The 13077-nt window shown below is 65.4% G+C and carries 13 protein-coding genes; 12 read left to right on the top strand and 1 reads right to left on the bottom strand.

Going from position 1 to position 13077, the window contains the following annotated elements; all coding sequences use genetic code 11:
- Positions 1 to 113 precede the first annotated feature (113 nt).
- The 12 genes from obgE (at position 114) to KMZ68_RS01975 (ending at position 11412) form a co-directional block, all read left to right on the top strand.
- Complete coding sequence (gene obgE / locus KMZ68_RS02030) at positions 114 to 1169, top strand: GTPase ObgE (protein WP_215614258.1); 1056 nt, start codon at positions 114 to 116, stop codon at positions 1167 to 1169.
- Positions 1170 to 1258: 89 nt separating this feature from the next.
- Positions 1259 to 1627: a VOC family protein gene (locus KMZ68_RS02025; protein WP_215604506.1), complete on the top strand. Its 369-nt coding sequence runs from the start codon at positions 1259 to 1261 to the stop codon at positions 1625 to 1627.
- A 91-nt stretch (positions 1628 to 1718) separates the two neighbouring features.
- Complete coding sequence (gene proB, locus KMZ68_RS02020; protein ID WP_215614257.1) at positions 1719 to 2861, top strand: glutamate 5-kinase; 1143 nt, start codon at positions 1719 to 1721, stop codon at positions 2859 to 2861.
- Between the two features lie 111 nt (positions 2862 to 2972).
- A complete protein-coding gene (locus tag KMZ68_RS02015; RefSeq protein ID WP_215614256.1) occupies positions 2973 to 4265 on the top strand; it encodes a glutamate-5-semialdehyde dehydrogenase in 1293 nt (430 codons plus the stop codon).
- An 85-nt stretch (positions 4266 to 4350) separates the two neighbouring features.
- A complete protein-coding gene (locus tag KMZ68_RS02010) occupies positions 4351 to 4932 on the top strand; it encodes a nicotinate-nucleotide adenylyltransferase (RefSeq protein WP_215616149.1) in 582 nt (193 codons plus the stop codon).
- A gap of 214 nt (positions 4933 to 5146) precedes the next feature.
- Entirely contained in the window at positions 5147 to 5494 is a 348-nt protein-coding gene (gene rsfS / locus KMZ68_RS02005; RefSeq protein WP_215604503.1) for a ribosome silencing factor, read from the top strand.
- Positions 5495 to 5629: 135 nt separating this feature from the next.
- Positions 5630 to 6112, top strand: coding sequence for a 23S rRNA (pseudouridine(1915)-N(3))-methyltransferase RlmH (rlmH, locus tag KMZ68_RS02000; RefSeq protein WP_215614255.1), 483 nt, complete (start codon positions 5630 to 5632; stop codon positions 6110 to 6112).
- Positions 6113 to 6153: 41 nt separating this feature from the next.
- On the top strand, positions 6154 to 7527 hold the full coding sequence (locus KMZ68_RS01995; protein ID WP_215614254.1) for a murein hydrolase activator EnvC family protein: 1374 nt from the start codon (positions 6154 to 6156) through the stop codon (positions 7525 to 7527).
- Positions 7524 to 8876: a S41 family peptidase gene (locus KMZ68_RS01990; protein ID WP_215614253.1), complete on the top strand. Its 1353-nt coding sequence runs from the start codon at positions 7524 to 7526 to the stop codon at positions 8874 to 8876. Before KMZ68_RS01995 ends, KMZ68_RS01990 begins: the two co-directional genes overlap by 4 nt.
- Before the next feature lie 164 nt (positions 8877 to 9040).
- Positions 9041 to 10246 carry a divergent polysaccharide deacetylase family protein gene (locus KMZ68_RS01985; protein WP_215614252.1) on the top strand — a complete coding sequence of 402 codons (1206 nt, stop codon included), beginning with the start codon at positions 9041 to 9043 and terminating at the stop codon, positions 10244 to 10246.
- A gap of 80 nt (positions 10247 to 10326) precedes the next feature.
- A complete protein-coding gene (locus KMZ68_RS01980; RefSeq protein ID WP_215604498.1) occupies positions 10327 to 10830 on the top strand; it encodes an RNA pyrophosphohydrolase in 504 nt (167 codons plus the stop codon).
- A 69-nt stretch (positions 10831 to 10899) separates the two neighbouring features.
- On the top strand, positions 10900 to 11412 hold the full coding sequence (locus tag KMZ68_RS01975; protein WP_215614251.1) for an RNA pyrophosphohydrolase: 513 nt from the start codon (positions 10900 to 10902) through the stop codon (positions 11410 to 11412).
- On the opposite strand, the gene KMZ68_RS01970 is transcribed toward KMZ68_RS01975, so the two are convergent.
- On the bottom strand, positions 11409 to 13022 hold the full coding sequence (locus KMZ68_RS01970; RefSeq protein ID WP_215614250.1) for an adenylate/guanylate cyclase domain-containing protein: 1614 nt from the start codon (positions 13020 to 13022) through the stop codon (positions 11409 to 11411). The genes KMZ68_RS01975 and KMZ68_RS01970 overlap by 4 nt on opposite strands.
- Between the last annotated feature and the right edge of the window lie 55 nt (positions 13023 to 13077).

Raw genomic sequence — 13077 nt, 5'->3', positions numbered from 1 at the left:
AGATAGTTAACCGCCGCGCCGGGCATCCGGGAAAGCCCGAAAATATTGGCTTTTTGCGATATTTGGACCGCCCAGAGGTTGCCGCATCGGCCCCTCTGGCTTACCTATACAACATGAAATTCCTCGACGAAGCCAAGGTCTATATCCGCTCCGGCGACGGCGGCAACGGCTGCGTGGCGTTCCGCCGCGAGAAGTATATCGAGTTCGGCGGACCCAGCGGCGGCAATGGCGGCCGCGGCGGCGACGTCGTCATCGAGGCGGTCGACGGGCTGAACACGCTGATCGACTACCGCTATCAGCAGCACTTCAAGGCCCAGAAGGGCACCAACGGCATGGGCAAGGACCGCCACGGCGCCAACGGCAAGCCGATCGTGCTCAAGGTGCCGGTCGGCACGCAGGTGTTCGACGAGGATCGCGAGACGCTGCTGCACGACTTCACCACGCTCGGCGAAAAATTCGTCATCGCCGAGGGCGGCAATGGCGGGTTCGGTAACGCGCATTTCAAATCGTCGACCAACCGCGCCCCGCGCAACGCCAATCCCGGCCAGCCGGGCGAAGAGCGCTGGATCTGGCTGCGGCTGAAACTGATTGCCGACGCCGGCCTGGTCGGCCTGCCCAATGCCGGCAAGTCGACCTTCCTCGCCGCGGTCAGCGCGGCCAAGCCGAAGATCGCCGACTATCCCTTCACCACGCTGCATCCGCAGCTCGGCGTCGTGAACGTCGACGGCCGCGAATTCGTGCTGGCGGATATTCCCGGCCTGATCGAGGGCGCACATGAGGGCGCAGGTTTAGGCGATCGCTTTCTCGGCCATGTCGAGCGCTGCCGTGTCTTGCTGCATCTGGTGGATGCAACCTGCGAACATGCCGGCAAGGCCTACAAGACCGTACGGAACGAGCTCGAGGCCTACGAAGGACATCTCGCCGACAAGATCGAGATCGTCGCGCTCAACAAGATCGATGCGGTGACGCCGGACGAGCTGAAGAAACAGAGGGACCGGCTGAAGCGCGCCGCGAAGAAGACGCCGCTCTTGATCTCGGGCTTTACCGGTGACGGCGTCAAGGAAGCGCTTCGGGCGCTGGTCGAGGTGATCGGCGAGGCCCCGGTGTCGGTGAAAGCCAAGGGACCGGCGAAGGCCGAGCCCTGGAGCCCGGCGACGCCGCAGGGCTGACTTTCAACGCTTGCGCGTGTTTGACTTGCGCCGATTCCCTCCGGCTGCAAAAATCCGCCATTCCAGAACTCTCGCCGGGAGAACGATCGATGATCGGATACGTCACATTGGGCACCAAGGACCTCAAGAAGGCCGCGGTCTTCTACGACAGGATCGCTGCCGAGATGGGCATTGGACGCTTTATCGACTCGGAGACGTTTATTGCCTGGGGCAAGCCGGGGCGTGGCGCGGGCCTGGCGTTGACCAAGCCATACGACGGCAAGCCCATGACGGTCGGCAACGGCGTGATGGCTGCCCTGGCCGCCAAGGACAAGGCCCAGGTCGATCGCATCTACCAGCTCGCGCTGTCGCTCGGTGGCACCGATGAGGGCCCTCCCGGACCGCGCGGCGAAGGGTTCTATGCGGCCTATTTCCGCGACCCCGAAGGCAACAAGCTCAACGCCTATGTCGTGGGCTGAGCTTCCGTAAACTTCCACTCCCCGCGCCACTTCCAAATCATGGAGGTGGCGCGTATTGCTTGCCAATCGCCCGCTTCACCCGACCGCATCCATGGCCCGCCCCAAGCTCAAGAATTTCCGCCGCATCGTCGTCAAGGTCGGCTCGTCGCTGCTGATCGATTCCGACGCCGGCGAAGTGCGGGCGGCGTGGCTTTCAGCACTGGCCGCCGATATCGCCAAATTGCACAGCGAGGGCCGCGACGTGCTGGTGGTCTCGTCGGGCTCGATCGCGCTCGGGCGCAGCCGCTTGAAACTGCCGCGCGGCGCGCTGAAGCTCGAGGAGAGCCAGGCCGCCGCCGCGGTGGGACAGATCGCGCTGGCGCGGATCTGGTCGGAGGTGCTGGGCGATCACGGCATCGGCGCCGGGCAGATTCTGGTGACGCTGCAGGACACCGAGGAACGCCGCCGCTATCTCAATGCGCGCTCGACCATCGCCAAATTGCTGGAATGGCGCGCGGTGCCCGTGATCAACGAGAACGACACGGTCGCGACCAATGAAATCCGCTACGGCGACAATGACCGGCTCGCCGCCCGCGTCGCCACCATGGCGAGCGCGGACCTTCTGATCCTGCTGTCGGATATCGACGGCCTCTACGATGCACCGCCCGGCGCCAATCCGAACGCCAGGCTGATTCCGATCGTGGAATCCGTCACCTCGGAGATCGAGGCGATGGCGGGTGCGGCGGAATCCGAACTGTCGCGTGGCGGCATGTACACCAAGATCGAGGCGGCCAAGATCGCCACCACCGCCGGCACGCATATGCTGATCGCCTCCGGCAAGATCGAGCATCCGCTGCAGGCGATCGCCGAGGGCGGGCGCTGCACCTGGTTCCTGAGCCCCGCCAATCCCGTTACCGCGCGCAAGCGCTGGATCGCGGGTTCGCTGGAGCCGAAGGGCACGCTGACCATCGACGCCGGCGCAGTTGCGGCACTGCGGGCGGGGAAAAGCCTGTTGCCGGCGGGTGTGATCCGGGTCGACGGGCAGTTCGCGCGCGGCGACGCCGTCGTCGTGCGCGGCCCCGATACCCATGAGATCGGCCGCGGCCTCGTCGCCTACGACGCCGAGGACGCCGACAAGATCAAGGGCCGCTCCTCGCCGGATGTGATGGTGATCCTCGGCATCAGCGGCCGGGCGGAGATGATCCATCGCGACGATCTCGTGGTCGGCCCGAGCGGCGCCATTTCCGCCAAGTAGGCCAATGGCCTAGCCGCCCGGGCGCGGCGTACGCCAGCCATGCCCTCTCCACCCTTCGCAGAACGTGGATTTCCGTGCTAAGACATGACCTTAACTGACCACGGAACGGCCATGAGCGCGCCACTGAAGGCTATCGACGGAACTGCCGATCTGCCGGTCCTGATGATCGAGCTGGCCGGCCGGGCGCGCGCGGCCGCGCGGGTGCTGGCGCTGGCCTCGCCGGAGCAGAAAAATCGGGCGCTGGAAGCGATCGAACGCGCGATCCGCGCCAATGCGGCCGCCATCCTCGCGGCCAATGCCGAGGATGTCGCGGAAGTCCGCAGCACCGGCGCCACCTCGGCCTTCATCGACCGCCTGACACTGACGCCGGCGCGCATCGACGCGATGGCCGACGGCGTCGCCACCGTGCGCGCCATCGCCGATCCGATCGGCGCCGTCACCGAGAGCTGGCAGCGCCCGAACGGCATGATCATTGAACGCGTCCGCGTTCCGCTCGGCGTCATCGCCGTGATCTTCGAAAGCCGCCCCAACGTCGCCGCCGACGCCGGCGTGCTGTGCCTGAAATCCGGCAACGCGGTGATCCTGCGCGGCGGCTCCGACAGCTTCCGCTCCTGCCGCGCGATCCACGATTGCCTGGTGCAGGGCTTGCGCGAAGCCGGCCTGCCCGAAGCCGCCATCACGCTGGTGCCGACGCGCGACCGCGCCGCCGTGGGCCTGCTGCTGACCGGATTGAACGGCGGCATCGACGTGATCGTGCCGCGCGGCGGCAAGAGCCTGGTGGCGCGGGTCGAAGCCGAAGCGCGGGTGCCGGTGTTCGCGCATCTGGAAGGCGTCAACCACGTCTACGTCGATTCCGCCGCCAATCTCGAAATGGCGAAGTCGATCGTGCTGAACGCCAAGATGCGGCGCCCCGGCGTCTGCGGCGCGGCCGAAACCCTGCTGGTCGATCGCGCCGGCGCGTCCACCGCGCTGAAGCCGCTGGTGACGATGCTGATCGACGCCGGCTGCGAGGTGCGCGGCGACGACGCCGTGCAGCGCACCGACGCCAGAGTGAAGCCGGCTTCCGACGAAGACTGGGACACCGAATACGAAGACGCGATCATGTCGGCGAAAGTCGTCGACGGCGTCGACGAGGCGATCGCGCATATCCACAACCACGGTTCGCACCACACCGATGCGATCGTGACCGAGGACGAAGACACCGCCCGCAAATTCCTCAACGAGGTCGATTCGGCGATCGTGCTGCATAACGCGTCCACCCAGTTCGCCGACGGCGGCGAATTCGGCTTCGGCGCGGAAATCGGCATCGCCACCGGGAAATTCCACGCCCGCGGCCCGGTCGGCGCCGAGCAACTGACCAGCTTCAAGTATCGCGTCCACGGCACCGGACAGACGCGGCCGTGATAACAACATCGCGGTGGTCCCGTTGAAGCCAGCTTCAGTCGCCGCGCTTTCGGTTGCTCAGTCTATTCCGCTCTATACCAACGGCATGCGCATCGGCCTGCTCGGCGGCTCGTTCAATCCGCCCCACCTCGCGCACCGCGCCATCAGCCTGTTCGCGATCAAGCGGTTGAAGCTCGACCGCGTCTGGTGGCTGGTGACGCCCGGCAATCCGCTCAAGGAGCACGGGGCCCTGCACGATCTCGATGCACGCGCCGAGGCGGCACGCAGAATGGCGGATGATCCGCGCATCGACATCAGCTGTCTCGAATCCGTCATCGGAACCCGATACACTGTCGACACCATCAGCTATCTGCGCCGCCGCGCTTCCGGCCTGCGCTTCGTCTGGATCATGGGCGCCGATAACCTTGCGCAATTCCACCGCTGGCAAAACTGGCGGCGCATCGCATCCGAGGTGCCGATCGCGGTGATCGACCGGCCGCCGCAGAGTTTTCGCGCGCTGGCGGCGCCGGCGGCACAGGCGCTGGCGCGCTATCGCCTGCCCGAGAACCAGGCCGCCAGGCTCGCGGACCACCGCGCGCCGGCCTGGGTGTTTCTGACCGGCATGAAACTGAGCCTGTCATCGACCGGCCTGCGGAACCCGGACGGCAGCTGGAAGGCAAAGAAGTGACAGTCGGGATGGAAGTAAACGCCGGGGTTCACTGGAATATTGAAACCATTAACCCCACATGCCTAGAATAGCCCGTGGACGCCGAGATTCGGCGTTCGCGATACAGTGAAAGGAATGGTCCCTGGCCACATCTGTATTGTCCAAGTCTGTTTTACCCAAGGTTTCCAAGACCACTGCCAAAACCGCGCGTAAAACATCGACCCAAGCTGCGGCCTTGAAGGCGCAACCCGACGCCGACAAGACCCTGAATATGATCCTCTCCCGCCTCGACGACATGAAGGCGGAAGAAACGGTCACCATCGACCTTCGCGGCAAATCTGCATTTTCCGACTACATGATCGTCACCAGCGGCCGGGCCAACCGGCACGTCGGCGCGATCGCGGAGAATGTGGCCAAAGGCCTCAAGGAAAACGGAATCAAGAATCTCCACGTCGAGGGCTTGCCCAATTGCGACTGGGTGCTGATCGATTCCGGCGATGTGATCGTGCACGTGTTCAGACCCGAGGTGCGCGAATTCTACAATCTGGAACGATTGTGGACGCAGGGCCCGACGGCGGCATAGGCGATCCGGGCTGTTGAGCCGATGTGACGTCGGCTTTGGCGCATGCTGGCGTGCGGCGCGCGTTGGAGCGCGCGCGATTGGTCGCTTTGACGCCTTCTGCGGCAAGCAGGTTTCCAGATTGCCGGAAGAACACCCATGCGCCTTCTCGTCATCTCGATCGGCCGGCTGAAGCAGGGCCCGGAGCGGGAACTCGCCGAGCGCTACCGTGAACGGTTCGACGACATCGGCCGCAAACTCGGCTTTCGCGGACTCGAGGTTCATGAAATTCCGGAAAGCCGAGCGCGCGACGCCGCAACCCGGATCTCGGAGGAGGCCGCGGCGATTTCCGCTGCGATTCCAGACAACTCGGCGCTAGTGGCGCTCGACGAGCGCGGCGACAATATCGACAGCGCGACATTTGCGCGGCAGCTTGGCCGCTGGCGGGACGATCAGGTCGCCAACACAATTTTCATGATCGGCGGCGCGGACGGACTTTCGCCCGATTTGCGGCGCAAGGCAAAGTTGAGGCTTGCGTTCGGCGCTGCGACCTGGCCGCACCAACTAGTTCGCGTGATGCTTCTGGAACAGGTTTATCGGGCCGCGACCATCCTGGCCGGTCACCCCTATCACCGCGCCTGAACGGCAGCGGCGGAAACTCTAGAGAGCACAGATCGGGATCGATGCGGCCGCCACGGACCATTCATTCGTACCCAGACACCGCCCGCCGCGGCCTGCTGTGTTCGGTCCGCATTCCGCTTTCGATCGCGCTATTGTCCGCAGGCCTTGCCGGCATCCATTCCTTGCCCGCAGCCGCCCAGGTCGCGGCGGCGCCGCCGCAGGCGACGGCGGTTTCACCTGACGCCATCAAGCAGCGCGAGCAGGAACTCGAAGCCACCCGCGCGCAGCAGAAGAGTGCGGCGGAACTGCAGGCCCGGCTCAAGGCCGATATCGCCGCGATCGGGCAGGATCGCAGCAAGCTCAATGCGCAACTGATCGACATCGCCGCCCAGGTGCGCGGCGTCGAGACCCGGATCGACGACGCCGAAGCCCGGCTGCGCCCGCTCGATAGCCGCGAGCAGCAGATTCGCGGCTCGCTGGATTCGCGCCGTTCCGAGATCGTGGAGGTGCTGGCAGCGCTGCAACGCGCGGGACGGCGCACGCCGCCGGCCCTGCTGGTAAGACCTGAAGATGCGCTGCAATCGCTGCGTACCGCCATGCTGCTCGGATCGGTGGTGCCCGAATTGCGCGGGCGCGCGGAGAAACTGGCCGGCGATCTCACCGAGCTGGTGACGCTGCGCAAGACCATCGCCGCCGAGCGCGACCGGCTCGCGATCGACCGCGACAAACTGAAGAATGACCAGACGAGGCTCGCCGCGCTGGTCGACGAGCGGCAGCGCAAGCAGAGCGCGATCGAGAAGGACATGGAAGCGGAAGGCGCACGCGCCATCGCACTGTCCAGGCAGGTCGACAGCCTGCAGGGCCTGATCGGCAAAATGGAGCAGGACTTGAAGAGCGCCGCGAAGGCGGCTGCAACCGCCAGCCTGCAGGGCGCGCCGGCCGGCAAGCCCAATCTGGGCGCCCTGAAGGATCCGGCCCGGCTCAGCCCGGCCGTCGCCTTTGCCTCCGCCAAGGGCCTATTCGCATTGCCGGTTAACGGCACCAAGATCAGGGAATTTGGCGGTTCCGACGGTGCCGGTGGCGTAGAAAAAGGCATTTCTTTGGCAACCCGGGCCGGGGCCCAGGTCACAACACCGTGTGACGGCTGGGTTGTCTATGCCGGCCCGTTCCGCAGCTACGGACAACTCTTGATCCTCAATGCCGGGGGCGGGTATCATGTATTGATCGCCGGGATGGAGCGCATTTCGGTTAACATCGGCCAGTTTGTACTTACGGGGGAGCCGGTCGCGACCATGGGAACGAGATCCCAGGTTGCATCCATCCTCGCGACCAATGCGAGTCAGCCCGTGCTCTATGTCGAGTTCCGTAAGGACGGCACTCCAATCGATCCAGGCCCATGGTGGGCCGCAAGTGAAGGCGAAAAGGTTCGCGGATGATGCGCAAGACTTCTGTAATTCTCCTTAGCGCCGCTACCGGCGCGGCACTGACGCTCTTCGTGACCCAGCCCCGCGCGGTGCTGATGGGATCGAGCGCGCGCGCCGCGACCTCGGACACCTATCGCCAGCTCAATCTGTTCGGCGACGTGTTCGAGCGGGTCCGCAGCGACTATGTCGAGAAGCCCGACGACAGCAAGCTGGTCGAATCCGCCATCAGCGGCATGCTGACCGGCCTCGATCCGCATTCGAGCTACATGGACGCCAAGAGCTTCCGCGACATGCAGGTACAGACCCGCGGCGAATTCGGCGGCCTCGGCATCGAAGTCACGATGGAAGACGGGCTGATCAAGGTGGTCTCGCCGATCGACGACACGCCTGCGTCCAAGGCCGGCATCATGGCCAACGACATCATCACCAATCTCGACGACGAAGCCGTGCAGGGCCTCACCCTCAACCAGGCCGTCGAGAAGATGCGCGGCCCCGTCAACACCAAGATCCGGCTGAAGATCGTTCGCAAGGGCCAGGACAATCCGATCGAGGTCACGCTGGTCCGCGACAACATCCGCGTCCGCTCGGTGCGGGCGCGCGTCGAAAGCGACGACATCGCCTATATCCGCATCACCACCTTCAACGAGCAGACCACCGAAGGATTGAAGCGGGAAATCGCCAACCTGACCACGCAGCTCGGCGACAAGCTGAAAGGCTTCATCATCGACCTCAGAAACAATCCCGGCGGATTGCTGGAGGAAGCGGTGACGGTTTCCGACGCCTTCCTGGAGCGCGGCGAGATCGTCTCGACCCGCGGCCGCAACGCCGAGGAAACCCAGCGCCGCGCCGCGCATGCGGGCGACCTGACCAAGGGCAAGCAGGTGATCGTGCTGATCAATGGCGGCTCGGCTTCGGCCTCCGAAATCGTCGCCGGCGCGCTGCAGGATCACAAGCGCGCGACGCTGGTCGGCACCCGCTCGTTCGGCAAGGGCTCTGTGCAGACCATCATTCCGCTCGGAAGCGGCAACGGCGCGCTGCGTCTGACCACCGCGCGCTACTTCACGCCGTCGGGCAAATCGATCCAGGCCAAGGGCATCGTTCCCGATATCGAGGTGGTGCAGGACGTGCCCGACGAGTTGAAGGCGCGGACCGACACCAAGGGCGAAGCCTCGCTGCGCGGACATCTGAAGTCCGAGGGCGACGAGAAGACCGGCTCGCAATCCTATGTGCCGCCGGACGCCAAGAACGACAAGGCGCTGAAGATGGCCGCCGACCTGCTGCACGGCGTCAAGGTCAATGCGTCCGCGCCGACCGGCGACAAGGCCGCGATCGACAAGCCCGCCAACAAGGTGGCGAACTGATTTAGGCCCCTGACGGGCTGATGCGAACAGGGCGGCCTTCGGGCCGCCCTTTTTGCTGGGAGGGCTCCCTGGGCCGGGCCCGAATCAGGGGCTCTCGCAGCGGCGCATCTGCCGCGGCCTTGCCCCGCCGTGGTATCGTCAGATCGGTTGATTCGGGGAGGCCCATGGCAGATACGGCCGACGATCTGAGCGCGCCGCTCGGACAGGATACGGTGCGCCGGAAGCGCCGTTTTCGGCTGCCGTTTACCGGTATTCAGGTGCTAGCGGTTCTGCTTGGCCTGTTTCTGCTCGCCTTTGCCGGCTTCGCGATTTTCGGCGACAATCCGCTGGGCGGCGAGCCGGTTGCGCGCATCGCGATCCGGCAGACCGCTTCGCCGGGCGAAAAAGCCGTCACGGCGGCCCCGGGCGATCATGCGGGCAGCGCCAAGTCCGCGCCCCAGCAGGCGGCGCCGGGCGAACACAAGACCGTCACCATCATCGACGGCTCCAGCGGCAAGCGCCAGGACGTCGTGATCGGGGCCGGCGACGCTGTCGACAAGGCCGAGGCGAGCGCCGCGCCCGCCGCCATGATGGCCGCCGTCGATCAGCGGCTGCTGGAAAAATCGCGCTACGGCATGATCCCGGTGGTCGCGGACGGACTGAAGCCCTTCACGGCCTACGCTGCCGAAGCCGACCGCGCCAAGGCGGCCAAAATGCCCGTGGTCGCGATCGTCGTCGCGGGCCTCGGCGTCGGCGCAGCCAAGACCACCGACGCCATCATGAAGCTGCCGCCCGCGGTGACGCTGGCGTTTACGCCATACGGCTCCGATCCCTCCAAACTGGCCGAACGCGCGCGCGCGCAGCGCCATGAAATCCTGCTGCAGGTGCCGATGGAGCCGTTCGACTATCCCGACAACGACCCCGGCCCGCAAACCCTGTTGACGACGCTGGCGCCCGAACAGAACATCGACCGGATGTACTGGCATATGAGCCGGTTTCAGGGCTATGCCGGCATCGCCAATTTCATGGGCGCCCGCTTCGTGGCCACCGACGCCGTGATGCAGCCCATCATCCGCGAGGCCGCCAGGCGCGGGCTCGGCTATTTTGACGATGGTTCGCCGCGCAGCACCGCCCCCACCCTGGCGGCCGGCCAGGCGATGCCGTTCGCCAAGGCCGATTTCACCATCGACGCGGTGCCGACCGCCGTGGAGATCGACCGTACCCTGGCCAAACTCGAGAGCCTTGCGAAGGAACGCGGAACCGCGGTCGGGGTCGCCTCGGCGCTGCCGATTTCGATCGAGCGGATCGGCGTCTGGATCAGGGCGCTCGAGAGCCGTGGCATCATGCTTGTGCCATTGACAACCGCGATGCTGAAATCAAAATCGGGCTGAGAAAAGCGGACGGGGCCGTCTCCGCCGGACCCGGCCGTGTGTGACAGCTCGAGGCTTTGACGACGAGAGGCTTAGACGTAATGGCGCGTTACGAAGACCTGCCCTATCGGACATGCGTCGGCATGATGCTGATCAACGCAGCGGGGCTGGTCTTCATCGGTCGCCGCGCCGGCGGCATCGAGCATGTCGACGAGACCCACGTCTGGCAGATGCCTCAGGGCGGCGTCGATCCCGGCGAGGATACCTGGGCGGCGGCGAAGCGCGAGCTCTATGAGGAGACCAGCGTCCGCTCGGTGGAGAAGCTCGGCGAGGTCGCCGACTGGCTGATCTACGACATTCCGCGCACGGTGGCGGGGCGCACCTGGAAGGGCCGCTACCGCGGCCAGCGGCAGAAATGGTACGCGGTCCGGTTCACGGGGCAGGACAATGAGATCAACGTCGCCAGCCCCGGCGGCGGCCATAAGGCGGAGTTCGTGAGCTGGCGCTGGGAGCCGATGAAGAATCTTCCCAACCTGATCGTGCCGTTCAAGCGGCCGGTCTATGAGCGCGTGGTGAAGGAATTTTCGAAACTCGCAGGCAGCTAGTGTTATTTGAAATTGACGCGTTTTCTTTACGCGAACCGGTACCCCCTTCGCCTGAAAACGCTTTGGCCGATGGCAGATAGCAAGCCCTACCGCCCCAATGTGGGGATCGCCCTGTTCAACGCTGCCGGTCAGGTTCTGATCGGCCGGCGTTTCCGGGACGACGGACCGGAAATCATTCTTCCGGGCCTGGAGTGGCAGATGCCGCAGGGCGGCATCGACGCCGATGAAAACCCCCGCGACGCGGTGATGCGCGAATTATGGGAAGAGACCGGCGTCAAGGGCGCGAGCTATCTCGGTGAAACCGATTGGCTGAATTACGAATTTCCGCCGTTCCCCGGACCGTCAACACAACGGCTGGCGAAATTCCGCGGCCAGCGCCAGAAATGGTTCGCGCTGCGCTTTGCCGGAAGTGACGACGAGATCGATCCGCTGACGCCGCGCAACGGCCAGCCGGCGGAATTCGATCAGTGGCGCTGGGAGCGGCTCGATCGGGTCGCCGATCTCGTGGTGCCGTTCAGGCGCGAGGTGTACCGGACGGTGGCGCGGGAATTTGCGAAATTCGCGCAGCCGTTTCCTACCTAGTTCGGCCCGACCGCAAATGGACCGATCGCGATCACGTGGCAATCGGTATCGCGCTTGACGCAATTGCCGAGCGCCTCATTCACGGCATCCTGCTCGTTCGATGCCTGCAGCGCCAATCCCGGCCGGCCGCTGGTACCGACCGCAACCGCGTTCCAGCCAGACGGCGCGTTGGAGAGGCGCTGCGCAACATCCGCCTTCGCCTCCGACGCAATCGATGAATTGGTCGCGACCTGGAAAAATCCGATGGCCTTGAGCGTGGTCGGCACCGGAACCACGAAAGCGTCGTCCAGCGCCACGACCATACAGGGCACGCCGGACACCGCGGCGCATCCCTCGAGGGTGCGGCGCGCCGCCTCGTCGGCGGATTCCTGACCGCTGAGGTAATGGAACTGTCCGCCCGGCCCGATCGCCAGCGCCTTGGCATTCTTGGCCGGCGGATAACCGGTCTCGATCCGTCCCTTGCCGGCCTCGCGCAGCAACGGAACCTCCCGGGCGACGAACGGCTTTTCGGTCAACGGATCGCGCCTGATCCAGGGTGTGGGAGGCACCGGCGGATGGCCATGCCGATAGACCACCGCGTTCCCGACGGCGTAGAGCTCGCATTTACGTGGCTGCTGCAGATTTTCGGCCCGCTTCTGGCATTGCTCCAGCGCGCCGCTTTTCGCGCCTTCCTCGCTCGGCTGATTGACGACGAAAGCGTTAATGCCGCCATTGGTCATGGCCATGGCCTTGAAATCGCCGGCCGGCGCATATTCCCGCGCCAGCGTGATGCGGGACCTGTCGCTGACGATCGGCACCGTCTCGGCCACGAACTTTTCGGTCGGCGGAATCGGCGGCGGTGAGGACGGCGGAGGCGCCGCCGCGGTCGCGACCTGGACCGGCGCGGGCGATGCGGCCGCCGGCGCGAGCGTGCTCACCGAAGATGCCACCTTCGAATCGCTCAGCATTTCGATCTTGGCGAAGTACAGCCAACCGCCGACGCCGATCGCCGTGAGGGACACCAGCGTCGCCGCCACCGGCCACATCCAGTTCGGCTGCGCCGCGCCTTGCGGCTTGGCAGGCTTCTTGACCTGCGGCGTCGCATAGGTGCCGTCCTCGCGCCGCATCGCCACCATATAGGCGTGCACCGGGGTCGGGATGTTCTTCACCTCTTGCGCGCCGATATCGGCGAACTGCACCGACAGCTTGTTGGCGACCTGTTCGTGAACCGCGCGCGAAACGCAGATGCCGCCGACCTCCGCGAGCCCCTCGAGGCGGGCTGCGATATTGACGCCGTCGCCGAGCAGATCGCCGTCGCGCTCGACCACGTCGCCAATGGTGATGCCGATACGAAAGCTCATCTGGCGGCTGGGCGGATAAGCCATGTTGCGGGTGCGCAGGCTTTCCTGGATGTCGATCGCGCAGCGTACCGCCTCGACCGCGCTCGGAAATTCGGCCAGCACCGCGTCGCCCGCGGTGTTGAAGATGCGGCCGCCATATCGGGCAATGAAATCGTCGGTGACCTGCCGGTAGGAGGCGAGACGCCGCAGCGTTTCCTCTTCGTCTTCGGCAACGAGTCTGGAGTAGCCGGCAATGTCAGCCGCAAAAATCGCCGCGATCTTGCGTTTCATGAAGCGGGCCCCGGACGACGATCTGTGGCAGCAGAATGCCGCCATAAGTCGCGGG

Source organism: Bradyrhizobium sediminis, from assembly GCF_018736105.1.
Taxonomy (GTDB): domain Bacteria; phylum Pseudomonadota; class Alphaproteobacteria; order Rhizobiales; family Xanthobacteraceae; genus Bradyrhizobium.
Note: the sequence above shows the minus strand (reverse complement) of the source record. Positions and strands in the feature narration are given on the sequence as shown.